The sequence below is a fragment of the Methylobacterium sp. FW306-05-D genome, from assembly GCF_058782155.1.
The window spans coordinates 25311-52267 of sequence record NZ_JBYSXL010000004.1 but is presented as its reverse complement, the minus strand read 5'-3'; the positions used below and the strand labels follow the sequence as shown (position 1 = coordinate 52267).

The following is a 26957-nucleotide window of genomic DNA, read 5'->3' as shown; positions in this document are numbered from 1 at the left end:
TTGAACAGTAGCTCTCACAGGCTTGATTTGAAAAATCTCACAGTCGACGGATTCTTTTGCCGAAGACGACGGCCCCACGGCAGACTATAGACAGGACGGCATCAGTCCCGCGATACCCGCCGGGTCCGAAGCGGTTAACCCCGTGACCCTTCGAGATCCGACATGCTCGAAATTCTGACCGGCTTCCTCGACCGCACCAGCCTGGCGCCGCATGGGATCTGCCTGCTCTGGCGGCCGGAGCTGATCTGGACGCATGTCGTCTCCGACGCGATCATCGCCCTGGCCTACTTCACGATTCCGGTCGCCCTCGGCGTCTTCGTGACCCGCCGGCGCGACATCGCCTTCGGCTGGATGTTCTGGGCCTTCGCCGTGTTCATCCTCGCCTGCGGCACCACCCATCTCTTCGCGATCTGGACCCTGTGGGTGCCGGACTACGCGGCCGAGGCGGCGGTCAAGGCGGTCACGGCCGCGGCCTCGATCATGACCGCGGTGCTGCTCTGGATCCTGCTGCCGCGAGCCCTCGCCCTGCCCTCGCCCGCGCAGCTGCGCACCGCGAATGCCGAGCTGCTGGCCCGCATACGCGAGCGTGACGCGGCGCTCGCCGCCCTGCAGGAGGCCTGTGCCGAGCGCGACCGGGCCGAGGAGATGCTGCGCCAGAGCCAGAAGATGGAGGCCATCGGCGCTCTCACCGGAGGCGTCGCCCACGACTTCAACAATCTACTCGGCGTCGTCATCAGCAATCTCGATCGGATCGAGCGCTTCCTGCCCGCGGAGAGCGGCGCACGCCGATCCCTGCAGGGAGCCATGACGGGGGCCGAGCGCGCGGCGGCCCTCGTCCAGAAGATGCTCGCCTTCGCCCGGCGCCAGCCTCTCCAGCCGACGCGGGTCGACCCCAACGGCCTGATCCGCGACCTGTCGGAACTCCTGCGCGGCGCCCTCGGGACGGTGGAGGTCCCCGAGATGGTCCTCGCTCCCCAGGTCTGGCCGGTCTGCGTCGACGCCAATCAGCTGGAGAACGCCCTGCTGAATCTCGCGGTGAATGCCCGCGACGCGATCCGGGAGGGCGGCCGCGTGGTGATCCGCACGCGCAACGTTCCGGCCGCCGAGGCCGCGACGATTCCCACCCTGCGCGACGTCGACCATGTCGCCATCGCGATCGAGGACAGCGGCCGGGGCATGGGCCCGAACATCCTCGCGCGTGCCTTCGAGCCGTTCTTCACCACCAAGGCGGTGGGAGAAGGCACCGGCCTCGGCCTGAGCCAGGTCTTCGGCTTCGCCAAGCAGTCCGATGGACACGCCCAGATCGAAAGCGAACCGGGTCGCGGCACGACCGTCTGGATCTACTTGCCCCGTGACAGGACCGAGGTATCGTTGCCGCGCGCGGGCAGCGAGACGGCAGGAATCACGCAGGCACCGCGCGTCGGTTACGCCTGACGGAATGTGACGACGATGAGCAACGCACCCAAACCGCGCATCCTGATGGTCGAGGACGAGTCCCTGCTGCTCGAAGTCATCACGGCCGATCTCGAGGATGCGGGCTTCGTCGTCTTCCAGGCGGCCACCGCCGAGATCGCCCTGAACATCCTCAAGGCCGAGGCGTCCGTCGATCTCCTGTTCACCGATATCCGGCTGCCCGGCCTCATGGATGGATGGCAGCTGGCAGAGGCCGCGCGGGCGCTGCGGCCGGGCCTGCCGATCATCTACGCCACGGGCTTCTCGCAAACGCCGCCCCGCCTCATCACGGGCAGCGTGTTCTTCACCAAGCCCTACCGGGCGGCGACGCTGATCAAGGCGATCGAGTCCTTCGAGGCCCGGCCGACCGCGTGAGCCGCCCGCCCTGTCCGACCCGCCGTACGGTCACGGCCGCCGGGCTTGCGAGCGCCGCTGCGTTGGCCGCCCCGGGCTCGTCCAGGGCCGGCACACCCGCGGCTGATACGTCCGGGGAAGCGCCGGCGCCGGGCAGGCCGCTGCGCATCGCGATGCTGCTCTACCCGGGCATGACCGCCCTCGACCTCGTCGGCCCGCAGGCCCTCCTGTCCGGCATCGCCGGGGGTGGGCTGCATCTCGTGGGGCGCACGACCGGGGCCGTCCCATCGGATACCGGGCTGGCCCTGGTGGCCGGCGACAGCTTCGAGACCTGCCCGCGCGACCTCGACGTGCTGTTCGTGCCGGGGGGCGACGGGACCCCCGCCCAGATGCGCGACCGCGACACGCTCTCCTTCCTGCGCGATCGGGCGGAGCGCGCCGGCTGGATCACCAGCGTCTGTACCGGCTCGCTGATTCTCGGGGCGGCCGGCCTGCTTCGCGGCTACCGCGCCACCTCGCACTGGTGCGTGCGCGACCGGGTGCTGCCGCGCCTCGGCGCCATCCCGGTGGATGAACGCGTGGTCTTCGACCGGAACCGGGTCACGGCGGCGGGCATCTCGGCGGGGCTCGACTTCGCCCTGGCGCTCTCCGCCCGCCTCGCCGGGTCCGAGGCGGCCCGCACGAGCCAGCTCGTGGTCGAGTACGCCCCGGCACCGCCCTTCGCGGCGGGAACACCCGCCACGGCCGGCCCGGGCATCACCGCGCGGGCGCGGGCGATCCTCCGCCCGCTGATCGACGGCGCGGACGCCGCGGCGGCCGCAGCGGAGTTCACGCGTCCGTGATCGGGCCGTGGCCCGAAACTCGCTGGTGTCCTCAATGGCCGTTTGCCACCGCGTCGGGCACACGCCAAGATCGCACTCCGAAGATCGTACCCTTGCCGTGACCTTCCGGGACCGCGCGCAACTCCGGGCGGCCCATCCGCTCCAAAAAGGATAGGACCAACCCATGGCGGCAGGCCTCGCGGGCGACCTCACGCGGACGAAATCGCTGGAACGGCTGAACAGCGACGCGGAAGGCGGCGAGCATAAGCTCGCCCGCACCCTCGGCCCCTGGAGCCTGATCGCGCTCGGAATCGGCGCGGTGATCGGCGCCGGCCTGTTCTCGCTCACCGGCATCGCGGCGGCCGAGCACGCGGGACCTGCGGTGGTGATCTCCTTCGCCATCGCCTCCATCGCCTGCGCCTTCGCGGGCATGTGCTACAGCGAACTTGCCGGCATGATCCCCGTGGCGGGCTCGGCCTACACCTACGCCTACGCCACCATGGGCGAGTTCGTGGCCTGGATCATCGGGTGGGATCTCGTGCTCGAATACGCGGTCGGCGCCGCCACCGTGTCGGTGAGCTGGTCGAGCTACGTCACGCGGTTCCTGCGCGACACGCTCGGGGTCAACCTGCCCCCCAGCCTCGTGAATTCGCCCTTCGAGACCTACAAGCTCGCCGACGGCACGGTGGCGCACGGCCTCGTCAACCTGCCGGCGATCCTCATCATCGTGGCGGCCTCCGCCCTGCTGATGATCGGCATCCGGGAATCGGCCCGGGTCAACGCCGTGGTGGTGTTGGTCAAGCTCGCGGTGGTGGCGGTCGTGGTCGGGGTCGGCCTGTTCTACATCAAGGCCCAGAACTACGTGCCGTTCATCCCCGAGAACACCGGCACCTTCGGCGAGTACGGCTGGAGCGGGATCATGCGCGGCGCCGGCGTGGTGTTCTTCGCCTATGTGGGCTTCGACGCGGTCTCGACGGCGGCGCAGGAGGCCAAGAACCCCCAGCGCAACATGATGATCGGCATCCTGGGGTCGCTGGCCATCTGCACGGTGATCTACATCGCCTTCGCGGGCGTGCTCACCGGCCTCGTGCATTACGACCAGATGAAGGGCGACGCCGCCCCGGTGAACACCGCCATCGCGCAGACGCCGTTCCCCTGGCTGCGCAGCCTCGTGACCCTCGGGGTGATCGCGGGCTTCTCCACCGTGATCCTAGTGCTGCTGCTCGGCCAGAGCCGGGTGTTCTACTCCATGAGCCAGGACCGGCTGCTGCCGGGCTTCTTCTCCAAGATCCACCCGACCTGGAAGACGCCCTACCGCTCGAACCTGTTCTTCATGGTCTTCACCAGCGCGCTCGGCGGCTTCCTGCCGATCTCCCAGCTCGGCCACATGACGAGCATCGGCACGCTGCTGGCCTTCATCCTCGTCTGCGTCGGCGTCATCATCCTGCGCCGGACCCAGCCGGAGGCGCGGCGCGACTACCGCACGCCGCTCGTGCCCCTGGTGCCGATCCTCGGCATCCTGAGCTGCTTTGCCATGATGGTCTCGCTGGACGGGGAGACCTGGCTGCGCCTGCTGATCTGGCTCGCCATCGGTCTGGTCATCTACTTCGCCTGGAGCCGGCGCCACAGCCGGGTCGGGCGCGAGGCAGCGGCCTGATCGGACCGGGGAGACCCCTCTGCGCGCCGGCGAGGAGCCACGCCTCAGGCGGTGCGCGCCAGCGCCAATGTGGGCGCGCTCCGGACCGGCTCGCCCACGGCCACGGTCTGGCGCTCGCGGGCGATGAAGGCGGAGGGCATCTCCGCCTGCATGTCGGCCTCGACGCTGCGCAGCATCGCGTCGGTATGGCAGGGATGGAGGTGGATGATGGCGAGCGCCTTGACCCCGGCCGCCTGTGCCAGTTCCACACCCTTCTGCCAGGTCGAGTGACCCCAGCCCCGGCAGACCGGGTACTCGCCCTCCGTGAACATGCCGTCATAGACCACGAGGTCGGCGTCCCGCACGAAATCCATCAGGGCCGTGTCCGGCCACGGATCGCTGTGCTCGATGTCGCTGATCACGCAGAGCCGCCGGCCCGCATGCTCGAAACGATACCCCACCGAGCCCTGCGGATGGTTGAGCAGGATCGTGTCGACGGTGGCGCCGTCCGGGAAGGTCAGCCGCTCGCCGGCCTTGAAGCCGTGATGGGCCAGCCGGCAGGGGATGATGTCGAGGGTGACGGGAAACAGCGGCGGCGAGAACAGCCGGTCGAGGGCCGCCGCAGCGCTCTCCCCGTCGAGGTTGCCGCAATAGGTGTTGAGGGTCCGCCCCGGATCGAGCACCACCGGTTTGAAGAACGGCAGACCGGCGGTGTGGTCGAGATGCAGGTGGCTGAACAGGAGATCGATCTCCTTGGGCATCGTATCGCGGTGATGGCGCCCACAGGCATTCAGCCCCGAGCCCGCATCGAGCAGGAACAGGCGCTCGCCGCACCGGATCTCGAGACAGGGCGTGCTGCCGCCGAACTCGACGTAGTCCGGGCCACTGACGGGCGTCGAACCGCGCACCCCCCAGAAGGTCAGGGTGAGGTCGTCATCCGCGATGGGGCGGGAGGAGAAGGTCATCGTTCGATTACCATGTGCCCCGATCCCACCGTGGATCGGGTGCCCTTCGTCGCACCGGCGCGATCCAAATCCTCGCTGGTCGGCGACAGGCGGGTGCCGGGATCGAAGTGGAACCGCTCTGAGGTAGTAAGCCGCCTTCGACCCCGATGTGCGAGCCCGCACATGGCCGGGCAGGGACGCGGCGCGCGGAAAATTTCCCCGGCGCAATGTGTCGGCCCGGCCACCGGCCCGATTTACCGCTGCGCCAGCACGTCGATCACGCCCCGCGCCGGAGCGATCGCGGGCGGCGGGAGATCGCCCGAGAGGCCGAGGCGGACCAAGCGCGGCCAGGCGAGCGGGTAGGTCGGCGTCCCGGGGATGGCCGTGGCCAGCGGCGCGAACAGCGGCCCGGCGCGCTCATAGGCGGGGACGAAGCCCGGCATCCGCGTCCGCGACAGCGGCGAATCCGGGGCGATCCAGCGCGACCACACCGCTTCGGCCACCTGGACCGGGCGCGGCCGGGCCGCGATGACCACCACCTCCTGTCCCGCATAGGCGAGGGCTTCGGGCCGGCTGACGTCTCCCAGGGGAGCGCCCCTGGCGGCGAGCGCCGCCCAGAACGGATGCTGCGCCCCGTCGGAATAGGTGGTGCGCACGGCGGCACTCCCCTCCTCCACCAGGGTGGCGATGCGCGCCTCCTCGGCCCGGCGATAGGCGACGACCTGGGCTTCCTTGGCTGGATCCTTCGCCGGCGCGAAGGTGTAGCGCCCGGCGACCACGCCGACGGCGGGCTCCTCGCCGATGGCGTCGAACCGGTCGGCCCCCTCCTTGAGCTGGCGCCAGAAGTCGATGTTCGGGTCGGTCCGGTGCCGGGCCATGTTCACGGCCGTCATCCGGAACGGGTAGGACTGGAACTGGAAGGCGGATTGCCCGCCGGCGAAGGCCTCCCGGGCGATGGCGTAGATCTCGCCCACCACCTGATCCGTCATGGCGAAGCAGCCCATCGAGGAGCAGACCCCGTGCACCATCACGGCGGAACCGGTGGAGCCGTGGGCCCGGTCGTAGGCATTGGGGTAGCCGACGTCGAAGGAGAGATAGTAGCGCGAGTTCGGGTTCATCTGGCGCTGGGGCACCGTGTAGAACCCCTCGGGGGTCTGACGGTCGCCGCTCTTGCGCTTGGGGCCGAGCTGGCCCGACCAGCGGCAGATCGGAAAGGTCTTCACGTGGACGAAGCGGCCGCTGCCGGCCCGCTTCCAGACCTCGATCTCGGATTCCTTCTTGTAGGCCCGGAACAGCACCGGGGCCGAGGCGGTGGTGCCGCGGGCCTGCATCAGCGCCAGGGTCGTGGCCGGAATCGGTGCGAAGGCCTTGGACGGCTCGGCCGGGGCGGGCGACGCCGCGATTACGGCGCCGAGGGCCAGGAGCGGCGCCGAGAGGGCGAGAAGGGCCGACGCCGCGCGGCGGAGCGGATCCCGGAACAGGAAGACCATGCGTGGTCCCGAAGAGCGACCCGTCCGCTGGCGGGCGGACGCCCGTGCACGATGCACGCTCTCCTGCCTATCGCATCCCAATGGGGCGGCAATAGGGGAATGCCGCGGAACCGCAGCGGCGGCCCGGTCCTCCCCCGCGATCAGGCGGCCAGGACCGTGTTGCGCTCGATGCGCAGCACCGCGTCGAAGGGCTCGACCCCGGCCAGGGCCTCGGCATCCGGCAGGCAGACGATGAGCCCGCATCCGGCCCGGGCCGCGCGCAGGGCCGCGAGGCGGGCGCGGATCTCGTCGCCCTTCCGGTCCTCCAGCGCGATCGCGACGACGACGATGTCCGGGCGGCGCACGAGGCAGCGGGCGAGATCGATGGCGATGCGCTCGCGCGGACCGATGGCGTTCTCGCCCAGGCTGGCGCCGCCGCCGGCGAGGCCGGGCTCGACCCGGCTCTCGAGGCCGAGCCGGTAGACGGCCGGTTCCAGGCCCTCGTCGGCGAGCACCCGGCGCACCAGGGCGCGCACCCGCGCCTCGGCACCGGCCTCCTCGCCGTTGATGCGCCCGAACAGGATGTTCTCCTCCAGGCTCGCGGCGGCCGTGAGCCGGGCCGGATCGTAGAACTCGACGCTCCCCCGCAAATGGGCCGGCATCAGGCGGGCGAAGGAGCGGCGGGCCTCCACCAGCCGCTCCTCGAAGGCGGCGTCGATGAGGCCGAAGCGGTGCCGGGTCTCGCTGTAGCGGAGGGCGAGGCCGATCAGGCGCTTGCGATCCCGCTGGCCGGCTGGGCCGCGGCGCCAGCCCCTGGCCTCGGGCTGGCGCCCGACGAGATCCTCGAAGAAGCCGCGCTCGGCCGCCGGGAACAGCGAGAACGTCTCGAAGAGCGGATGGTCGTCGGGCAGGTCGGCGAAGATCTCCACGAGGCTGCGGGCGACCTGGAGGCCGATCTCGGTGAGGGGGCGGCTGAGTCCCTCCGCCTCCAGCACGGCGCGGAGATACGGGTGCGCGGCGATGTGGTCGGGGGCGAAGGCCGGCCCCACCGCCTCGCCGAAGAGGATGTTCTCGCCCACCGTGGCCTGGTGATTGTAGCGGGCCGGATCGAAGGGCTCGACCAGACGGCCGGCCTTGTCGGCGGCGAGCGCCTCGCGGACCGCGTGGCGGGCGGCCACCACGGCGCGGGCGATCTCCGGCTCGGCCGCCGGATCGACGGTGCCTTCCAACCCGCGCGCATACGCGAAGGCGTCGAGCCCGGTGATCCGCAGGGTGGTGATCAGGTCGTCGGGGTCGGGCGTGCCCGAGGCGCCGTAGAGGATGTTCTGGCGCAGGGACCCCTCGATGAGGATGGCCTCCGCGCCGGCCAGGGCGATGCGCCGGGCCCGCTCTTCGGGCTCGAAGGCGCGCAGATCGATGCCGCCGTAGGTGACCGCGCCGGCGGAGGGTTCGAGCTGTCCGGCCAGGATCGCGGCGAGGACCCGGCTGCCACTGCCGCGCTCGCCCAGGATGGCGACGTGACCCGGCATCGGAAGGGTGGCGTCGACGCCGGCCAGGCGCTCGCCGGTGGCGGGATCGTAGGCCCCGACCCCCTGTGCCACCAGGGTGCCCGCCTCGGGCAGGGCCGTCACCGCGCCGGGCCGGGCCGGGGCACGGCCTTCCAGGGCCGGTACGGCGACGGCGACGTCGCGGAACGGTCCGGTGAGGGCGCGATGAAGGCTCGCCAGCCGCAGGGTCACGGTCAGGGCCACCACCGCGAGGGCGAAGCCGCCGGCGGCGGCCAGCAGCGCCCCGGGTTCCACCGGCGCGGTGGTACCGTCATGGCCGCGCCACAGCGCCACCGCGACGACGATCGCCGGCAAGAGGATCGCCAGCGCCATGGAGGGCGCACGGGCATAGGCCAGGGCGGATTCCGAAGCCTCGAGGGCGTCGCGGGTGCTGGCGCCCTTGGCGGCCAGGCGCCGGCGCTCGAAGGCCGCGGCCCCGTGCGCCCGCACCGCCGGCATGCGCCGGATCAGGTCGGACAGCGCCCGTCCGGCGGCCCCGCCGGCCCGGAGGCGCAGGGCGGCCCGGTCCTGCATCCGCCGCTGGATCAGCGCCCGGGCGAGGCCGGCGGCCAGGATCCCCGCGGCGACCGTGGGCACGAGGCGCGGTGCGGCGAGGCCGGCCAGGACCAGGGCGAGGACGGCACTGCCGATCGCCAGCGCCGGCACCAGGATCGCCAGGCCGAACAGGGTGTCGAGCCGGGCGAGCAGATCGCCCATGGCCTGCGCCAGGGCGCGGGCCTCGTCGCGCGCGCCGGGCGGCGCACGCAGGATCGCCTCCGTGACCCGTCCCTGCAGGGCCGCCACCGACCGGGTCTGGGCGTGGAAACACAGGCGCGCCACGGCCCAGCCGAGGCCGGCCGAGGCCAGTGCCGCCGCCGCGAGTCCCAGGAAGGCCGCCCGCACCAGTTCGCCATGCGGCAGGATCCAGCCGCCGAAGGCCACGAAGGGCCCCTCGGCGGCGGGACGCCAGGGCAGGGCCGCGGCGATCCGCAGGAACGGGCGCGTCGGATCGGTGTCGTGCACCTGGACGCCGACGAGATCGCGCAGGCACAGCAACGCGAGCAGCGCGAGGGGGCCGCCGAGACCGAGCGCCAGCCCGACCGCGGCGGCATGCTCCCTCCGCGCGGTCCGCCAGGTGAAGGCGATCGGATCGCGGTCCATCGGCACCCTGTCCACGACGCCCCGGGAAACTGGGGCCCGGGAGCGGCTTAGAGGATCGTTCCAGCGGGCGAAAGCGCGGGGGCGCACCTCGGGGGCCTGCCTCTCTATCTCCTTCGTCGATTCGCATCGCCGGCAGGCCGATTGCGCAATCCGAAGCGTTTCGAGAGGATTGCCGGCTCCCGCGGGCGGGAAAATCCCTCTAGAGTGCGTGGCCCTGCGGTCACTCCCGGGGGTCCGCCGCCTCGTCAGGCCCCTTGGTCCTTCACACCCGAGTCCCCCGAACCTCCATGTGCGAACTGCTCGGCATGAGCGCGAACGTGCCCACGGACATCCGCTTCTCCTTCGCGGCGCTCGCCCGGCGCGGGGGCGAGACCGGCCCGCACGCCGACGGCTGGGGCATCAGCTTCTACGAGGGACGCGGTGCCCGCGCCTTCCACGAGCCCGAGCCAAGCGCGCAGTCGGAGCTGGCCCGGCTCCTGCGCCGGACGCCGATCAAGAGCCGCATCGTCATCGCCCACGTGCGCAAGGCCAATCGCGGCCGGGTGAATCTCGAGAACACCCATCCGTTCAGCCGCGAATTGTGGGGCCGGCGCTGGACCTTCGCGCATAACGGCCAGCTCAAGGGCGTGAAGAAGTGGCCGCTTACCTGGTTCAAGCCGGTGGGCTCCACCGACAGCGAGCACGCCTTCTGCTGGATGCTCGACCAGCTCCAGCAGCGCTGGCCGGACCTGCCGAGCCCGGCGCGCATCGACCGGGCCGTGGCGGACCTCTGCGCCGAACTGCACGGCCTCGGCGTGTTCAACATGCTGCTGTCGGACAGCCGCACCCTCTACGCCCATTGCGGCAAGCGCCTGTGCTACCTGACGCGCTGCGCGCCCTTCGGAACCGCGACCCTGGTGGACGAGGACTGGCGGGTCGATTTCGCGCAGGAGACCGGGGCGAAGGACGTCGTCACGGTGATCGCCACGAAGGCGCTCACCCGCGACGAGTGCTGGACCGACGTGGAGCGCGGCCACGTGCTCTCGCTGCGCGACGGCGCGGTGCGCATTCTCAAGTCGGCCGCTCCGAAGGCCGCCGCCGACAAGCCCCCCCGCGCGGTGCGCATTCCCTCCCCCTGCGGCTGTTGATGCGGCGCCGGCCACAACCGCCACGGTTTGCCGGCGGGATGCGTCACCGGCACAGATGCGCTACAACGCCCGAGATCAGTGGACCGCGCGGGTGCTTCTCGGACGCCTCGGGCCGACACGAAACCTGACCGCCCCAGATTACGACGAGCCATGACACGCGACGTGACCGACACCGCCCCCGACGCCCTGTCGGCCTCCGCCGATGGCCGGCCGAACCTGTCTTCCAACATCCGCAGCCATCTCGGCGAGCACCTGCGCACGGTCTACGAGCGGCTGGCGCCGGACGAGCAGCCGACCCGCTTCGCCGAGCTCATCGCGCAGCTGGAAGCCGCGCTCAAGGCGCGCGGCGAGGCGATCGAGCCCGAGTTCCGCAACGGCCTGCTCGCCGCCGTGCCGTCCCTGCGCGCCTTCGCCCTCTCGCTGACGAGCAACCCGGCCCGCTCGGACGACCTCGTGCAGGACACCCTGCTGAAGGGTTGGCAGCACCGCGCCCGCTTCCAGCCGGGCACGAACCTGAACGCCTGGCTGTTCACGATCCTGCGCAACATCTTCTACTCGGACCACCGCAAGCGCGTGCGCGAGGTGGAGGACCAGGACGGCTCCTACGCCGCCCGCCTCGCCACCGCCCCGCACCAGGGTGACCGCCTCGACGTCGAGGACCTGCAGACGGCCCTGGGCAAGCTGCCGCCGGACCAGCGCGAGGCGCTGGTGCTCGTCGGCGCCGAAGGCGTGTCCTACGAAGAGGCCGCCGCCATCATGGGCTGCAAGGTCGGCACCGTGAAGAGCCGCGTCAGCCGCGCCCGCGGACGCCTCGCCGAACTCCTGGGCTACGACGAGGAGGACCTGAGTTCGGACCGGCTGATTCAGTCGGCGATGCCCAAGGAAGCCTGAGCCCGAACCTCCGCGACCGCCTGCCCGCCCAGGTCCGTGGGCGCCGGCAAACGGGGCGGACGATGCCGCCGGCTCCTTTCGTTCCCGGAATTTTCGACGCATCCCTTCCGGGAGTTGGACGTTACTGCCCTGAACCCGGCAGCGCTTCACAGCGTCGCGGGACACTCGTTCAGGAGCTTCACGATGAACTTCAAGACCCTTCTCGCCGCCTCCGCGATCGCCCTCAGCCTGCCCATGGCCGCCCAGGCGCAGGGCCTGGTCCGCGGCGCCGAGCGCGGCGCCCAAGAGGGTGCGGACGCGGCCGGCCCGGTCGGCGCGATCGTCGGCGGCGCCGTCGGCGCGGCCACCGGCACGGTCGGCGGCATCCTCGGCGTCGATGACCGTCCCCGCTTCCGTCAGTACGTCACCCGTGAGCGTCGCTCGTCCTACGACTACAATGGCGACATCCGTGTCGGCGCCGTGCTGCCGAGCTCCGGCGTGACCTATTACGACGTCCCCGCCGAGTACAACGCCCGCGGCGCCCGCTACACCATCGTCAACGAGCGTCCGGTGCTGGTCGACCGCAGCCACCGCATCGTCGAAGTGATCGACTAAGACTCGACCACCGCGCCCCGGCGCGGGGATTGATCAAGGCCTCCGGCGATTCGATCGCCGGAGGCCTTTGTCTGTCCGGAACTGTTCAGGCGAGATGCCTGTCCGGCGATCCATGGCGATGGACGGTGCAACACTTGGCGATCTCGGCCGTTGTTCCTCCCGGCACGCGTTGCGTGGGTACGAATTTGTCGATGGACGCGAAGGATACCCAGACAATGGCAGACGATTCCACGGTCGATCCGGCCCTTCCCGAACCGGTGCGCGATCATCTCGGCCAGCAGCTCCGGGCGGTGTTCACCACCGGCGACACGGTCCCCGAATATCTCGGCGATCCGGCCGCCCCCGACGCCTTCGCCCCGCAGCTCAAGCGCCTCGAGGTGCGGTTGAAGACCCACGAAGAGGGCACGGAGGCCGTGGAACAGGCCCTTGAAGGCTTGCTCGGCGACCTCGGGGCCGTCTCGGGGACCATGCCTAAGGCGTGAGCGAGGTCGATCAGACCGTCGGCTTCGTCGCCAGGATGTCACGGATCTCGGAGAGGAGCTTCACGTCGGCCGGCACCTCGGCCACGGCCTCGGGCTTGGCTTCCTCCTTGCTGACGAGGCGGTTCATCGCCCGGATCACGAGGAACAGCACGAAGGCGACGATGATGAAGTTCAGCGCCACCGTGATGAACTGACCGTAGCCGATCACGGCCCCCTGCTTCTTGGCGTCGGCGTAGGCCGCACCCTTCTGCACGCTCGACGAGAGGGCGATGTAGTAGTTCGAGAAGTCGAGACCGCCGGTGATCGCGCCGATCATCGGCATGAACAGGTCCTGGACCGCCGACGTGACGATCGCCCCGAAGGCGGCGCCGATGATGACGCCGACGGCCAAGTCCACGACGTTGCCGCGCAGCGCGAACTTCTTGAACTCCTCGAGCATCGCCTTGCCTCCGGGCTCGGACGAAGCGTCCGGTCACCACCAGCAGCTTAGTCGAAGACGAGCCGGAAGCGACAGCGCCGCCCCTCAGATGTCCACGGCCCGATCCTGCGCAGGGGCCGCCGGCTCAGCGAGGTCTTCGCCCACCGCGATCGAGGCCGCGCCATGCCCCTCCGCCTTGGCCCGGCGGCGATACTGAGCCGCCCCGATCGGCAGTGTCACGAGGTAGCCGAGTGCCAGGGCCACCATCGCCTCGAAGGGGAAGCTGATGAACAGGCCGAAGGCCGCCACCACCACGAGGAAGATCGGCAGCACCCAGTCGCGGGGCACGCGCTTGCCCATGGTCTTGCCCGAGAAGGTCGGCACGGTGGAGACCACAAGGAGGGCGATGCAGAGCATGTAGCCGAGCACCACGGGAGCCGCCCAGTGCTCCATCGGCAGGCCGAGGAAGTTGAGGTAGAGCGGGAGCATGGCTGTCAGGGCCCCCGCGGGCGCCGGCATGCCGACGAAGAAGTCCTTCTTCCAGGCCGGGCGGTTGGGATCGTCCAGCATCGCGTTGAAGCGGGCGAGCCGCAGCGCCATGGCGATGGCGAAGATCAGCGCCACGATCCAGCCGACCGAGCGCAGCTCCTTCAGGGCGAACCCGTACAGGATCAGCGCCGGCGCACAGCCGAAATTGACGAAGTCGGCGAGGGAGTCGAGTTCCGCTCCGAAGCGCGAGGTGCCCTTGAGCATCCGGGCCACGCGCCCGTCGATGCCGTCGAGAAACGCGGCGGCCACGATGGAGATCACCGCCGGCTCGAACTTGCCCTCGAAGGCGAGGCGGATCGCGGTCAGCCCGAGGCAGAGCGCCATTAGGGTGATCATGTTGGGCGCGATCATCCGGAACGGCACCGGCTTGAAGCGGCGGGGCCGGGGCTCGTTCGCGTCGGGCGCGAAGGGCGGGAACAGATCGTCCATGGGAACCCCTCAGATGCGCCGGAACACGCGCTCGGGCCCACCGCCGAGATCGGCGAGCACGGTCTCGCCCGCCACGGCCTTCTGGCCGAGGCCGACGAGCACGCGGGTCCCGACGGGGAGGTAGACGTCGACGCGCGAGCCGAAGCGGATGAGGCCGAAGCGCTCGCCGACGTTCAGGGTGTCGTTGGCATGCACCCATCCGACGATCCGGCGCGCCACCAGCCCGGCGATCTGCACCACGCCGACCCGCAGGGGCTGGCCCCTGTGGGTCGTCTCCATCACGAGGCCGTTGCGCTCGTTGTCGTCGCTGGCCTTGTCGAGCTCCGCATTCAGGAACAGGCCTGGCGTGTAGTGAATCTGCCCGATCCGGCCCGTCACCGGCACCCGGTTCACGTGGCAGTCGAACACGTTCATGAAGACCGAGATGCGCAGCATCGGCTCCTGCGGCAGGTCGAGTTCCGGCGGCGGCAGCACCGTCGAGATGAGGTTCACCCGCCCGTCGGCCGGCGAGACCACGAGGCCGTCGCCCACGGGGGTGATCCGTTCCGGATCGCGGAAGAAATAGCAGACCCACAGGGTCAGGATCAGGAAGACCCAGCCGAGGAACTGCGCGAAGTAGGCGCCGATCACCGTCAGCACGATGCCGATGACGATGAAGGGATAGCCCTCCTTGTGGATCGGCACGAGCGTCCGGCGAATCGTCTCGAGGAGGTCGGTCATGAGGGCTCAGGACTGCTTTCGTCTGGTGGGCGCCCCCGGAAGGCTCCCTGGGCAGGGGCCCCCTCATAAGGCACGGACGCGCGTCCGTCATACGGTTTCGGATCAGGGACGCGCGAGGCGTCCCAGCGCGGTCCCGCGTCAGGGATGCGCGAGGCCGCCGCGGCGATCCGCTCAGCCATCGGCCTGGACGAGGGGCGGCAGTCGCGACAGTCGCAGGGCGATGGCCAGCGCCACCCCGTAGAGGGTCGCGAAGAACGCCACCACGCCGATCCAGCCCGAATGGGCGAAGAACCAGCCGCCGGCGGTGCCGAGCACCGAGGATCCGAGATAGTATAGGCAGAGATAGATCGACGAAGCCTGGGCCCGGTCGCGCAGGGCGCGGCGCCCGACCCAGCTGCTGGCCACGGAATGCGCGCCGAAGAATCCCACCGTGACGAGGACGATGCCGAGGATGATCAGCGCTAAGTGGCCGGACAGCGTCAGGCTCACGCCCGCGAGGCCGAGCAGGATGGCGAGCCACAGCACCTTGCGCCGCCCGAGCCGGCTCGCGATCTCGCCCGTGAGCGCCGAGGAGAAGGTTCCGAACAGGTAGACGACGAAGATCGCCCCGATCGCGCTCTGACTCAGGGAGAAGGGCGGATCGAGCAGGCGGAAGCCGATGTAGTTGTAGATGCAGACGAACCCACCCATCAGCAGGAACGCCTCCGCGAACAGCCAGGGCAGGCCGGGATCGCGGAAGTGCTGGCCGAAGGTGCCGGGCACCTCGCGCCAGCGCATCCGGTTGGCCCGGAAGCGGCGGGAATCCGGCAGCAGGTAGACGAAGGCGATGGCCGCCAGCAGCGCCAGCACGCCGATGGTGCCGAGCCCCCAGCGCCAGGAGGCATGGTCGGCGATGATCCCGGCGAGCAGGCGGCCGACCATGCCGCCCAGCGCGTTGCCCCCGATGAGCAGACCCATCGACAGGCCGATGGCGCGCCCGTGCATCTCCTCGCCGAGATAGGCCATCGCCACGGCCGGCAGGCCGGAGGCGGCGAGCCCCGTCAGCGCACGCAGGGCCAGGAATCCGTGCCAGCTTGGGACCAGGACGGCGACGATGGTCAGGAGCGCCGAGGCGAAGAGCGAGGCCACCATGATGGGTTTGCGGCCCCAGACCTCGGAGAGCGGGCTGACCACGAGGAGCGCGATCGCCAGCATGGCGCAGGGCAGCGACAGGGCGAGGCTGCTCTCGGCGGGCGAGACCGCGAAGTCGTCGGCAAAGACGGGCAGCAACGGCTGCACCCCGTAGAGCACCGCGAAGGTGGAGAACCCGGCCGCTCCCAGCGCGATGGCGGTGCGGCGGAAGGCCGGGGTTCCGGCCTCGATCAACCGCTCGCTCGCCTCGTTCATGGATGCTCCTGCGGAGTCGGCCCGGGGACCGTGACGCGCCGCAGCGGACGATCTCGCCCGGCCACCGGCCCCTCACGAAGGAGGCCCGAGGGCAGCGGATACCTCGGGGTCGGCGTGGCCGAGGCGGGTATACAGGTCGGGTCGACGATGGGGCAACCGCGTCGGCGTCCGGCGTGACAGGGAGCGCCGGATGTCACCGAACGCGTTTCGCGTCCTCGAAGGCGGCGATCAGGCCGCCCGAACGGTGGCGAGAAAGCGGGCGACCTCGGCACCGAGATGCTCGGATTGCCGCGAGAGCTCGCTCGCAGAGGACAGCACCTGGGCGGCGGCGGCCCCGGTCTCCTCGGCGGCACCCGCCACGCCCGCGATGTTGGAGGTGACCAGCTCGGTGCCGACGGCCGCCTGCGAGACGTTGCGGACGATCTCCTGGGTCGCCGCGCCCTGCTCCTCCACCGCGGCCGCGATGGTGGTCGATACGCCGCTGATTTCGCGGATGCGGTGGGTGATGCTGCCGATGGCGGTCACCGCCTGTCCCGTCGAGCCCTGGATCTGCCCGATCTGGGTCCCGATCTCGTCCGTGGCCCGCGCGGTCTGGTTGGCGAGTTCCTTCACTTCCGCCGCCACCACCGCGAAGCCCCGGCCCGCCTCGCCGGCCCGCGCCGCCTCGATCGTCGCGTTGAGGGCCAGGAGGTTCGTCTGCCCGGCAATCGTGGAGATCATCGCGACCACATCGCCGATCTTGGTCGCGGCCGTGCTGAGATCCTGGACCAGGGAGACCGTCCGCTCCGCTTCGACCACGGCGAGCTGGGCGAGCTGAGCCGAGCCGTCCACCTGCCGCCCGATCTCATGCACGGAGGAGCCGAGTTCCTCGGCGGCCGCCGCCACGGTGCTGACGTTCGAGGCGGCCTCTTCCGCCGCCGCGGCCACGGCGGTGGATTGGTTGGCCGTCTCGTTGGCGGTGCCCGACATGCTCTGGGCCGTCGCCTGAAGCTCGGTCGCGGCCGACGTCACCATGGTGATGATGCCGCTCACCGCACTCTCGAAGCCGTCGGCCATCTGGTGCATGCCCTGCCGACGCAGGTCTTCGGCGGCGAGTTCCCGCGTCTTCTGCTGCTCGCGCAGGCGCTCGGTCTCCTGAAGGTTGTCGCGGAAGACCGACAGGGCGGACGCCATCGCGCCGATCTCGTTACGGCTGGATGAATAGGGGATCTCCGCACCCAGGTTGCCGCCGGCGACGGCCTGCATCGCACCGGTGATCCGGGTGATCGGCCGCGTCACGCCGAAGAGGACGAACATCGCACCACAAACGCCGATCAGGACGGAGCCTACGCAGACCGCAACCGTGAGCCCGAAAGCATGCTCGTAGCGCTCCTTCGAGGCGGCCTCCGCCGCGGCGGCACCACGGTTGTTGAGCGCGACATCGTCGTCGATGACGTTCATCAGATCATGGTAGGCCGAGCGCGTCATCTCGAACGCATTGACCATGGCTAGCTGATCGCCGGCTCTGAACAGCTCCCGGAACCCGTCGCGCATCTTGTCATAGTCGACGAAGCGCTTGGCGATGTCATCCGCCAGCAGACGCTCCTCGGGCGAAGTGACGAGGGGTTGATAAGCCCGCAGGGCCAGCTTGACCGCCGTTGAACGCTCTGCATCGAGCTTATCCAGCGACGAGGGTGTTTCGCGACCGAGAGCGTAACGGGCATCAACGAGACGCAAATTCGTCATTGTGTATTTGACTTCACCCAAAGATTTTACACTTGGGAGCCAGGCCTCAGATATCTCAGTGGTATTTGCCCGAATTTTTTGAAGACTATTGACTGCTACGAACCCTTGAACACTCAAGGCTCCGATCAAAGAACCGATGATCGAGATCAATATCCACTTGAGATTGATATTCATAGTCCGACCAGCGCACTGGAGATGCTGCCATGTCTGCGGCGGGCAGAAAATAACAGGCCTTGAGAGACAGCCTATATTTCCAGCTTATCTCTTAAAAATTGATTAAAAACAAATAAGATGCGGAAACAAGGACTTGGATTGTCCTCCCTTAAGGAGGAGATCGGACGCGCGGCCGAGCCGTGTGCTTGAAAGAGCGGCTTTCCGATCCGCATCCGGCGGCGCGCGAACAGGCCGACGGGCCGGTCGTGCGGCGTCGAAAAGCGGGACGGCCAGCCAGCACATCGCGCATGACCGGCCGTCCGTGCGCCTCCGACGGAACCAGGATTCGGTTCGTCGGAGAGCTCGTCCTCTAGCGCGGGGACGCTTCGCCCTGCTGCTGGATCAGGGGCGTGATCCGACGGACCGTGACCCGGCGGTTTTCCCGCGAGGCGTTCTGCGTGTTCACCTTCAGGTTCTGCTCGCCGTAGCCCTGGGTGGTCAGGTTCTCGGGCGGCACCTGGAAGTTCTGGGTCAGCACGGTGGCCACCGACTGCGCGCGGCGGTCGGAGAGGGAGAGGTTGTCGATGTCGGAGCCAACCGCGTCGGTGTAGCCCTCGATCAGGAAAACCTCCTGCGGATTGGCCTTGATCGCCCGGTTCATCGCCGCCGCGATGGTAGAGAGGCGGGCGGCCTGGTCCGGCGTCACCGTGAACGAACCGGTGTCGAAGGTGATCGTGTCGATGTCGACGCTGCGCATACGGGCCCGGAGTTGCGGGCTGTAGCGCACCTGATCGAGGGTGTAGCGCCGGTCCACCGCCACCACCGGCGGGGCCGAGAGTGCCTCGTAGACGGTGCGTTCGTCGGCGCCGTCGTAATCGACGATGTAGCGGTCGCGCGGGATGCGGATGTCCGGCGGCGGCAGGTCGACGACATCCTCGTAGATCGGCCGGGCGACGCCGCCACCGAAGCTGTTGTCGATGATCACGACTTCGCGGCCGTCGCGGAAGCGGCGGGAGCGACGCACGAGGCGGCCGTCATCGTCCACGATGGTGACGATCTGCTCGCCGCCCGGCCGGTCGAGATACGTGATGGTGTCTCCGCCGCGACGCTCGCTGCGGTAGGCGCGCCGGTCGAGGTCGCGGAAACGCTCGTTCTCGTCGTGCCGGATGAAGTAGGTGTCGCGGTCGCGCACGATGATCCGGCCGGGCTCGCGGATATAGGTGCGCCCCCCTTCCGAGAACTCGCGCCGGTCGCGCCGAACCTGATCGTAGTCGCGCACGTCGTCGTCGTCGCGGAAGCCGCCCGGAACGTAGCCCGGCCGTCCCGGTGCGTTGAAGCCGCTGCGGGCATCGCGACGCTCGAAGGCGTCGCGCCGCTCACGGTCCTCGCGGCGATCGTCGATGCCGCGGTCATCGCGTCGGGCATCGCCCGGCCGGAGATCGGGCCGACCCGCATCGTCGCGGCGCAGGTCAGGGGTCCCTGAATCTCGAGCAGCCGGATCTCTCGGATCGCGGCCGCCGGGAACCGGCCCGTCTCGATCCGGTCGCGCATCGGCCGGGTTGGCGCCCGCACCCGGACGCCCGTCGGGCCGCTGCGCGTCCGGATTGGGCGCGCCCGGTGGGACGAACGGACGACCCGGAACGCCGGGCCGCGCGTTGGGGGCCACGGCGCCCGGCTGACCGGGCTGTGGAGTCGGCTGAGCCGGCTGGCCAGGGGCACGCGGCTCGCCGGGCGCATTTGGGCGGCCCGGCTGAGCCGCGCCCGGCACGTTCGGATTGGCAGGGTTGGCCGGATTGCGGATTTCGGGCGCATTCGGCGCGGGGGCTTGCCCGGGAGCCGGAGCTTGTCCGGGTGCTGGGGCTTGCCCGGGCGTCGGGGCTTGGCGCGGCTGCGCGGGTGCCGGGCGGTTGGGCTCGGTGGGACGCTCGGGCGTGTTCGGACGATCGGGAGCGCGCTCACGCGCAGCCGGCGGGGGCGAGGGACGCTCGCCCGGTCCCTCGGCACCGGGCGCGCGCCGCGGCGGAGTCTGGTCGCGATCGGGGCCGGAACCGCGCTCGTCGCGGGCGGGGCGCTCTTGGCGCGGCTCGGGTCGGTCCGGCCGGGCGGCCGGACGCTCCGGCTGCGCCGCCGGGACACGCTCTTGACGGTCCGGGCGCGGCTCGGGGCGCTCCTGACGGGGCTCTGGCCGTTCCTGACGGGGCTCGGGACGGGGAGCCGGTCGTTCCTGCCGCGGCTCGGGCCGCTCCTGACGGGGTTCCGGCCGTTCCTGACGCAGCTCGGGACGGGGAGCCGGTCGTTCCTGACGCGGCTCGGGCCGCTCCTGACGGGGTTCCGGTCGCTCCTGACGCGGCTCGGGCCGTTCGCGCCCGCCACCGGGCGGCCCTCCACGCGGACCTTCGCCACCACCCCGCGGCCCCTCGCCCGGCCCGGCCTGGGCCAGCAGGATGGCGCCGCCCGGCATGGATTCCTGTCGGGCCAGCCCTGGTCCCGAGAGGATCAGGGCTGGCAGGACCGTGCCGGTCAGAAGAAGGTGGCGGATGCTCCGCATCGAAGGTCACTCACGTCGTTGATGAGGCCTTCGGAACAGAATGCGGGCGGGATGGTTCCCGTTTTTCGGCCACCCGGCGCGGACAGGTGGCCTCAGGGGGCTCCTTGGCGCGCGGCGGTCGAGAACAGGTTCGGGGCGATGATCCGCACGGGCTGACGCTCCTCGCCGACCGCCGGCGTCGCCGCGGCGGCCGGCTCCGGCGGAGCGGCGGCATCGGTGGCGATGCCGGCATTGCGCGTGGCCGCGTCGGCGGCGATCCCGGCGGCGGTCTTGTCGGCCCGACCCACCAGGGTCAGGCGCACCTTGGGCGGACGCGACAGGGCCTCGGCCTGCATCGGGGTGACGAAGATATCGCCCTTGTGGCGCACGAGCATGCTCTCGGCCTTGACCAGCGACTGTGCCCAGGTCTGCCCCTCGCGCTTGCACGAGCAGTTCGGCGTGAACGCGGTGCGGAACTTGAAGGCGTTGGGCAGGGCGGTGTAGGCGCGGCTCCCCTTCACGGTGGCGGCCTGCTTCAGGGCCTCGTCGCCATGCGGCATCGAATAGGCGGCAGCCTCGGCGCCCGGGCAGAGCGCCTGGCAGAGCTCGTCGGCCCCCTCGCGCCCGTCGGGCAGGTTGGTCATCGGGAAATAGGCCCCGTCGCAGGTCCGCACGCAGATCACCTGCGCGCCGCCCCGCGCCCGTGCCTCGCCTGGAGCACCGTCCGCCTTGAGCAGGCTGCGGCTCGCCGCATCCGTGCAGGCGGAGGCGATCGCCTCGGTGAGCTGCTGCCGGCGGGCGGCCGTCACCTCGCCGTTCTCGGCGCCGTAGCCGGCATTGAGGGCCCGGATGCGCTGCTCGACCGCGCCGCATTGCGGGGGCCGCGAATCGAAGAACAGGAAGCGTCCGCCCTCGCAGTTCAAGGTGCGGTAATAGGCGTTGAGCCGGCCGATCTCGTTCTGCAGCGCCCGCGCGGTGCTGGCCCCGTCGCTGAGGCCGGCGAGTTCCGAGCGGTAGCGCAGGCAGGCGGAGGTCTGGGCCTCGGCGGCACCGGTCAGGGCGATGGCGGTGAGGACGCCGGCGAGCACTCGGACGAGCGTGCGGATCTGGAAGGGGATCAGCGGCATGGCCTGATTGCAATGAATGGCGGGACGCCGCCGCGCGAGGCCTCCCGAGGGAGAGACTTCGGCGAAGCGGGGCGAACGGGCTCAACACAAGTTTATTAGCGACCCTCGCACGGCGGCGACACCCTTCCCACATCCGCCCGGAACAAACTGAGGGGAATGATACGATGATGTGGCTTCGGGGTCTCACAGGCTGCGCGCTGGCGTTGGGGCTCGGCCTCGCCGCGCTTCCTGCGCGCGCGGACGATGCGGACCGCATCTTCGACAAGTCGACCGTGTGGCGTCCGCTGACGCCCAACGACAAGCTCGTGGTCTACGGGATCGACGATCCGTCGGTGGCCGGCGTCGCCTGCTGGTACACGCAGCCGGAGAAGGGCGGCATCAAGGGCACGCTCGGCCTGGCGGAGGATGTCTCGGACATCTCGCTCGCCTGTCGTCAGGTTGGCCCGGTCCAGTTCAAGGAGAAGTTCAAGCAGGGTGCCGTGGTGTTCAGCGAGCGCCGATCGCTGATCTTCAAGTCGATGCAGATCGTGCGCGGCTGCGATACAAAGCGCAATACGCTGATCTACATGGTCTATTCGGACAAGGTGATCCAGGGCTCGCCCAAGAACTCCACCTCTGCCGTGCCGCTGATGCCCTGGGGCACCGAGCCGCCGCCGCGCTGTGACGCGTTCATGGACAAGTAGGCCGCGGGGCCGGGCCGTTTCGCATGGAACGGCCCGGTCGCCCATCGATCCTCGCGGGTGATCGATCCGGGCAGGAAATTCAGTCCCGTCGCGTGATCAGTCCTGACAGGTGATCCGGATCGGGCGCTCGGCGGGCTTCGCCACCGGGGCCGGCGGAATTGCGCCGGTGTACTCGTCCTGGGCCGCGACGCCGAAGGAGCCGGCCGAGGCGAAGCCCTGCGCCTCGCACCAGGCATTGGCGACGACCTGCCCGCAGGCGCTCTCGCCGTTGGTGAGGCAGTCGCCGACGCCGTAGCCCTCGCTCGACGGGATCAGGAACGTCTTCTCGACCGTGCCGGGGGCCTTGGCCGGGCTCTCGCCGTCGGAGGCCAGGGCGCCGTGAACGGTGAGGGCGAGGGCGAAGAGAGCGCCGATACTGGCGGCCGCGCGGCGCATGGGCAGAACCTTGCTGATGTCGGAAGCGTATGGGGCGAAAATTTCACGGCACCGGGTTAACAAACCCTTTCGCCGCGTCGTCGTTTTCGAGACAGCCGGTTCCGAGGCCTGCCGGTCCGGCGTCGTTCTCGAATTGCTCATGGTTTTGGGGTAGCGCAGGACGGGCGTCGGGGCCGTCGCCTTCGCGCAACAGGGCCCCGAGCGGAACGCGGCGACGATGTGGCGGGCGGTTGGGTGCGGTGCGGCAAAAGCCGTACGAAACCAACGCGGTGCGGTGGATCAGGGACGGACGGGTCCGGATGGAGGCCCGGGACGCAAGGAAAGTTTCATGGCCTCGATGTTGCGGCTCTACAACACGCTGACCCGCGAGAAGGCCGCGTTCACGCCGATCGATCCGACGAACGTGCGGATGTATGCCTGCGGTCCGACGGTCTACGACGCGGCGCATATCGGCAACGCCCGGCCGATCATCGTCTTCGACCTGCTGTTCCGCCTGCTGCGCCACCTCTACGGCGAGGCCCACGTCACCTATGCCCGAAACGTCACGGACGTGGACGACAAGATCAATGCCCGGGCCTTCGAGCGCGGGATCAGCATCCGCGAACTGACCGACGGGACCCTGAAGGCCTTCCACGCCGACATCCGCGAACTCGGCGTGTTGATGCCGGAGGACGTCAACGGGCCGGGCGAGCGGCCGCGCTTCGTCGAGCCGCGGGCCACCGACCACATCGCCGAGATGCACACCATCATCGCGGGCCTCGTGGATCGCGGCCACGCCTACGTGGCGGACGGCCACGTGCTGTTCGACGTGCCCTCGATGCCGGATTACGGCGCGCTCTCGAAGCGCCCTCTCGACGAGATGGAGGCCGGAGCCCGCGTCGAGGTCGCGCCCTACAAGCGCTCGCCCCTCGACTTCGTGCTGTGGAAGCCCTCGAAGCCCGGCGAGCCGTCCTGGCCCTCGCCCTGCGGGATCGCGGCACCGGGCCGGCCCGGCTGGCACATCGAGTGCTCGGCGATGTCGTGGAAGCATCTCGGCGAGCGCTTCGACATCCATGCCGGCGGCATCGACCTCATCTTCCCCCACCACGAGAACGAGGTGGCCCAGTCGCGCTGCTGCTTCGGCACCGACGTGATGGCCGACGTCTGGCTCCACAACGGCTTCCTGCAGGTGGAGGGAGAGAAGATGTCGAAGTCGCTCGGCAACTTCATCACCATCCGCGACGTGCTGAAGGACTGGCCCGGAGAGGTCGCGCGCCTCGCCATGCTGAAGACCCATTATCGCCAGCCGATCGACTGGACCCTGCGCGGCCTGGAAGAAGCGGCCCGGATGCTCGACCGCTGGTACGGCGTCGTCGGAGACGCGGACGCGGCCGGCTCGATCCCGGAGAGCGTGCGCGAGCCGCTCCTCGATGACCTCAACACGGCCGCGGCCCTGGCTGAACTGCACCGCCTCGACGATCCGGCGGCGCTGAAGGCCGGAGCCAATCTTCTCGGCCTGCTCACCCAGACGAAGTCGGCCCGCGATCAGGGTACGATCCGGGCGGCCGGCGTCGATGTCGCCCGGGTCGAAGCGCTGATCGCCGATCGCCGCGCGGCCCGGGCCGCCAAGGACTGGGCCGCTTCGGACCGGATTCGCGACGAACTCCTGGGCATGGGCGTCGCCGTGAGGGACGGCAAGGACGGGACGACCTGGAGCGTGGCGACCTGAACCCGCGCCGCCGCGCCGGGGCATCGCCTCAGAATCGCTCCGCCACCAGGGCCTCGGCGGCCGGTGCCGGCGCGACCGCCCCGGCCGCGTCGCGCAGGAGGCCGACCACGTCGGCCGCCTCGGTGGCCACGAGATAGCTCAGATCGAGCCCTTCGCGGATGAAGCCCTGCGCCCGCATGTGGTTGAGGAGCGTCAGGAGCGGCGTCCAGAAATCCGCCACCGAGAGCAGCAGGATCGGCTTGTTGTGCTGGCCGAGCTGGGCCCAGGTGAGCTGCTCCACCAGTTCCTCCAGGGTGCCGATGCCGCCGGGCAAAGCGACGAAGGCGTCCGAGCGCTCGAACATCAGCCGCTTGCGCGTGTGCATGTCCTCCACGACGATGGTCTCCTGGATCTCGTCGAGCATGCGCTCGCGCGATTTCAGGAAGTCGGGGATGATGCCGGTGACGTGGCCGCCGTTCTCGAGAACCGCCCGCGCGACCGTGCCCATCAGGCCGACATTGCCGCCACCGTAGACGAGCCCGATCCCGGCCTCCGCCAGGGCCTTGCCGAGGGTCACCGCGGCCTCCGTGAAGGCCGGATCGCCGCCGAAGCCGGAGCCGCAATAGACGCAGACCGTCCTTACCGGAGCCATGCCGGACCTCCCTGATGCGCCGGGGCCGGGGCCCGTATGCCCCTATCCACGAGCCAAACTGCTGATTTTACGGAAGATCCGGCCGTGATGCGGCAGGTGTGATTTGGTGATCCGGTCATGTTCGCTAATATGTCGCCATCAATCGCCGGTTTGTCGACGGGCTCGATCCCGCGGCGATGGAATTTCGGCCGCCGTGCCGGTGGACGAAGGAGTGGCGTGTCATGAGGGCGGAGTTGCGACGGAGCATCTTCCTCGCCTGCGTGGGGCTTCTGGCGGGCTTTGCCCTGGTGGTCACCCTCTACGGCGCGGGCACCCTGTTCAAGCGCGGGCTCGGCTCTCCGGTCGGCCTCGGGTCGACGCAGGACAGCGGCGCCCCGGCCGCCCTTCCCTCCGACAGCAATTCCCGCGCCCCGAACGGCGCGACCGGGCCCGACGCCCCCGCCCGCCGGGATGCAGGCCCCGGGGAGGGGGCGGCACCGTCGGGAAAGCCCCTGGCGGCCCTGGAACCGGGCCGGGCGCCGGCGCAAGGGCCGGGCACCCAGGGGGCCAGCGAGGCGCCGAGCTTCGACATCATCCGGATCGAACCGAATGGCGAGGCGGTGATCGCCGGGCGGGCCGCGCCCAACACCACCGTCGAACTGCTGCGCGACAACGAGCCGATTGCCCGTGCGCTCGTCGACCCGTCCGGGCAATTCGCCATCGTGCCCCCGGCCCTGCCCACCGGCAACAGTGAGATCACCCTGCGGGTCCTGGGCGCCGACGGTCAGGCCCGCCTCTCGCGCGACAGCGTGGCGGTGGTGGTCTCGCCGCTCCGCAATACCAAGCCCCTCATCGCCCTCACCTCCCCGGACAAGCCCACCATCGTGCTCTCGCAACCGGACTCCGCGACGCCCGGAACGGATCTCGCCGAGGCGGGCAGGACCGCTGCGGGCAGGGCCGGCAAGACCGACGGAAGCAAGACCGAGGGTGGCAAGACTGCCGTGAACGACCCCGCGGCGAGCAAGCTCGCAACGAACATGCCCGGCGCCCGCGCCCAGCCCGGATCGGCCGGGCCGGGCGCTCCGGCCGCGGCCACGCCCGACAAGGCCGAGGCGGACCGCACCGGGCCGGTGAAGATCGTCAGCGTCGAGGCGGAGGAAGGCGGCCGGCTCTACGTCACGAGCCAGGCCCCGCCCGGCGCCACCGTGCGGCTGTACCTGAACGACGCCCTGGTGGCGCCCGGAAGTGCCGGGGCCGACGGGCGCGTGGCGTTCACCATCGGGCGCGGCGTCCGGCCGGGCGACTACAAGGTCCGGGTGGATCAGGTCGACCCCGTCTCCGGCAAGGTGAAGACCCGCTCCGAGGTCGCCTTCAACGTACCGGCCACCGTGACCAAACCGGCAATCCTCGCGCAGGGCACTCCGGCGCCGGTGGCGCCAGGGCCTGTCGCCCGCCTGGGAACGCCGGAGAACCCGGCCACGCTACCCGCAGCGGCGCTGCCGAAGACGGCGGCTTCGAAGGCCCCGTCCGCGCTCCCGTCCCCGACGTCCGGAGCCGGAACACCCCAAGCTGCCGCGAACCAGGCTCCCACGACCCAGGCTCCGACGACTCAATCTCAGCCGTCCCCACTCGCGGCGCCCCAAACCTCGACACCGTCCGTGCGGGAGCCGCAGGCACCGGGCCTTCAGGCGCGGGCGCAGCCGGAACCGGCCCCGCGCGGGGCAGCCGAGGCCGAGGCGCCGGCGATGTCGAGCCAGCCCCCCGCCGTGCCGCTGGCGGATCGGAGCCCCACGGTCTTCGTCCCGGAGATCGGGACCGCGAAGATCATCCGGGGCGACAGCCTGTGGCAGATCAGCCGGCGCATCTACGGCAAGGGCACGCGCTACACGGTGATCTTCGACGCCAACCAGCCGCAGATCCGCAATCCGGACCTGATCTATCCGGGCCAGATCTTCGTCCTGCCCGCCGACGGCACGGCGGCGGTGCCGCAGGCCGACCGGCGGGGCTGA

General features: G+C 70.3%; 23 protein-coding genes. 11 read left to right on the top strand and 12 right to left on the bottom strand.

Annotated features, from left to right (window positions below):
* Window positions 1–162: 162 nt before the first annotated feature.
* The 4 genes from AC3WLN_RS02990 to AC3WLN_RS02975 all read left to right on the top strand — a co-directional run bounded on the left by AC3WLN_RS02990 (window position 163) and on the right by AC3WLN_RS02975 (window position 4284).
* Window positions 163–1434: an ATP-binding protein gene (locus AC3WLN_RS02990; protein ID WP_492479434.1), complete on the top strand. Its 1272-nt coding sequence runs from the start codon at window positions 163–165 to the stop codon at window positions 1432–1434.
* A 15-nt stretch (window positions 1435–1449) separates the two neighbouring features.
* On the top strand, window positions 1450–1827 hold the full coding sequence (locus tag AC3WLN_RS02985; protein ID WP_492479432.1) for a response regulator: 378 nt from the start codon (window positions 1450–1452) through the stop codon (window positions 1825–1827).
* 152 nt (window positions 1828–1979) lie between these two features.
* Window positions 1980–2648, top strand: coding sequence for a DJ-1/PfpI family protein (locus AC3WLN_RS02980; RefSeq protein ID WP_492479431.1), 669 nt, complete (start codon window positions 1980–1982; stop codon window positions 2646–2648).
* 163 nt (window positions 2649–2811) lie between these two features.
* Window positions 2812–4284 carry an amino acid permease gene (locus AC3WLN_RS02975; RefSeq protein WP_492479430.1) on the top strand — a complete coding sequence of 491 codons (1473 nt, stop codon included), beginning with the start codon at window positions 2812–2814 and terminating at the stop codon, window positions 4282–4284.
* Between the two features lie 44 nt (window positions 4285–4328).
* On the opposite strand, the gene AC3WLN_RS02970 is transcribed toward AC3WLN_RS02975, so the two are convergent.
* From AC3WLN_RS02970 to AC3WLN_RS02960, 3 genes are all read right to left on the bottom strand, one after another.
* The gene (locus tag AC3WLN_RS02970; RefSeq protein ID WP_492479429.1) at window positions 4329–5228 is read right to left on the bottom strand and encodes an MBL fold metallo-hydrolase; all 900 of its coding nucleotides are present in this window, start codon (window positions 5226–5228) and stop codon (window positions 4329–4331) included.
* A 233-nt stretch (window positions 5229–5461) separates the two neighbouring features.
* On the bottom strand, window positions 5462–6697 hold the full coding sequence (locus AC3WLN_RS02965; RefSeq protein ID WP_492479428.1) for a L,D-transpeptidase family protein: 1236 nt from the start codon (window positions 6695–6697) through the stop codon (window positions 5462–5464).
* Window positions 6698–6837: 140 nt separating this feature from the next.
* A complete protein-coding gene (locus AC3WLN_RS02960) occupies window positions 6838–9384 on the bottom strand; it encodes an ABC transporter transmembrane domain-containing protein (RefSeq protein ID WP_492479427.1) in 2547 nt (848 codons plus the stop codon).
* 287 nt (window positions 9385–9671) lie between these two features.
* Between AC3WLN_RS02960 and AC3WLN_RS02955 the strand changes: the two genes are divergently transcribed.
* The 4 genes from AC3WLN_RS02955 to AC3WLN_RS02940 all read left to right on the top strand — a co-directional run bounded on the left by AC3WLN_RS02955 (window position 9672) and on the right by AC3WLN_RS02940 (window position 12478).
* Window positions 9672–10511 carry a class II glutamine amidotransferase gene (locus AC3WLN_RS02955; RefSeq protein ID WP_492479426.1) on the top strand — a complete coding sequence of 280 codons (840 nt, stop codon included), beginning with the start codon at window positions 9672–9674 and terminating at the stop codon, window positions 10509–10511.
* 150 nt (window positions 10512–10661) lie between these two features.
* Window positions 10662–11402 (top strand): sigma-70 family RNA polymerase sigma factor, encoded by a 741-nt coding sequence (locus tag AC3WLN_RS02950; RefSeq protein WP_492479424.1) that lies wholly within the window; start codon window positions 10662–10664, stop codon window positions 11400–11402.
* Between the two features lie 183 nt (window positions 11403–11585).
* Entirely contained in the window at window positions 11586–11996 is a 411-nt protein-coding gene (locus AC3WLN_RS02945; protein ID WP_492479423.1) for a DUF1236 domain-containing protein, read from the top strand.
* 215 nt (window positions 11997–12211) lie between these two features.
* Complete coding sequence (locus AC3WLN_RS02940) at window positions 12212–12478, top strand: hypothetical protein (RefSeq protein ID WP_492479421.1); 267 nt, start codon at window positions 12212–12214, stop codon at window positions 12476–12478.
* A gap of 10 nt (window positions 12479–12488) precedes the next feature.
* On the opposite strand, the gene mscL is transcribed toward AC3WLN_RS02940, so the two are convergent.
* The 7 genes from mscL to AC3WLN_RS02905 all read right to left on the bottom strand — a co-directional run bounded on the left by mscL (window position 12489) and on the right by AC3WLN_RS02905 (window position 21512).
* Window positions 12489–12917, bottom strand: a complete 429-nt coding sequence (mscL, locus tag AC3WLN_RS02935; protein WP_055946911.1) for a large conductance mechanosensitive channel protein MscL — start codon at window positions 12915–12917, stop codon at window positions 12489–12491.
* An 84-nt stretch (window positions 12918–13001) separates the two neighbouring features.
* Window positions 13002–13874 carry a CDP-alcohol phosphatidyltransferase family protein gene (locus AC3WLN_RS02930; protein ID WP_492479420.1) on the bottom strand — a complete coding sequence of 291 codons (873 nt, stop codon included), beginning with the start codon at window positions 13872–13874 and terminating at the stop codon, window positions 13002–13004.
* A 9-nt stretch (window positions 13875–13883) separates the two neighbouring features.
* A complete protein-coding gene (locus AC3WLN_RS02925; protein ID WP_492479419.1) occupies window positions 13884–14594 on the bottom strand; it encodes a phosphatidylserine decarboxylase in 711 nt (236 codons plus the stop codon).
* A gap of 171 nt (window positions 14595–14765) precedes the next feature.
* Entirely contained in the window at window positions 14766–15980 is a 1215-nt protein-coding gene (locus tag AC3WLN_RS02920) for an MFS transporter (RefSeq protein ID WP_463771666.1), read from the bottom strand.
* 228 nt (window positions 15981–16208) lie between these two features.
* On the bottom strand, window positions 16209–17879 hold the full coding sequence (locus AC3WLN_RS02915) for a methyl-accepting chemotaxis protein (RefSeq protein WP_492479418.1): 1671 nt from the start codon (window positions 17877–17879) through the stop codon (window positions 16209–16211).
* A gap of 349 nt (window positions 17880–18228) precedes the next feature.
* Window positions 18229–19524, bottom strand: a complete 1296-nt coding sequence (locus AC3WLN_RS02910) for an OmpA family protein (RefSeq protein WP_492479417.1) — start codon at window positions 19522–19524, stop codon at window positions 18229–18231.
* A gap of 974 nt (window positions 19525–20498) precedes the next feature.
* On the bottom strand, window positions 20499–21512 hold the full coding sequence (locus AC3WLN_RS02905) for a DUF2865 domain-containing protein (protein ID WP_492479416.1): 1014 nt from the start codon (window positions 21510–21512) through the stop codon (window positions 20499–20501).
* Window positions 21513–21676: 164 nt separating this feature from the next.
* Between AC3WLN_RS02905 and AC3WLN_RS02900 the strand changes: the two genes are divergently transcribed.
* Window positions 21677–22195 carry a CreA family protein gene (locus AC3WLN_RS02900; protein WP_463771676.1) on the top strand — a complete coding sequence of 173 codons (519 nt, stop codon included), beginning with the start codon at window positions 21677–21679 and terminating at the stop codon, window positions 22193–22195.
* A 96-nt stretch (window positions 22196–22291) separates the two neighbouring features.
* Here AC3WLN_RS02900 and AC3WLN_RS02895 read toward each other — a convergent pair whose 3' ends face one another.
* Complete coding sequence (locus AC3WLN_RS02895) at window positions 22292–22630, bottom strand: hypothetical protein (protein WP_492479414.1); 339 nt, start codon at window positions 22628–22630, stop codon at window positions 22292–22294.
* A 328-nt stretch (window positions 22631–22958) separates the two neighbouring features.
* Here AC3WLN_RS02895 and cysS point away from each other — a divergent pair, with 328 nt between their 5' ends.
* The gene (cysS, locus tag AC3WLN_RS02890) at window positions 22959–24338 is read left to right on the top strand and encodes a cysteine--tRNA ligase (RefSeq protein WP_492479413.1); all 1380 of its coding nucleotides are present in this window, start codon (window positions 22959–22961) and stop codon (window positions 24336–24338) included.
* Window positions 24339–24366: 28 nt separating this feature from the next.
* Here the strand turns inward: cysS and AC3WLN_RS02885 are convergent, their stop codons facing one another.
* A complete protein-coding gene (locus tag AC3WLN_RS02885) occupies window positions 24367–24969 on the bottom strand; it encodes an LOG family protein (RefSeq protein WP_492479412.1) in 603 nt (200 codons plus the stop codon).
* 221 nt (window positions 24970–25190) lie between these two features.
* Between AC3WLN_RS02885 and AC3WLN_RS02880 the strand changes: the two genes are divergently transcribed.
* Window positions 25191–26957, top strand: a complete 1767-nt coding sequence (locus AC3WLN_RS02880; RefSeq protein WP_492479411.1) for a LysM peptidoglycan-binding domain-containing protein — start codon at window positions 25191–25193, stop codon at window positions 26955–26957.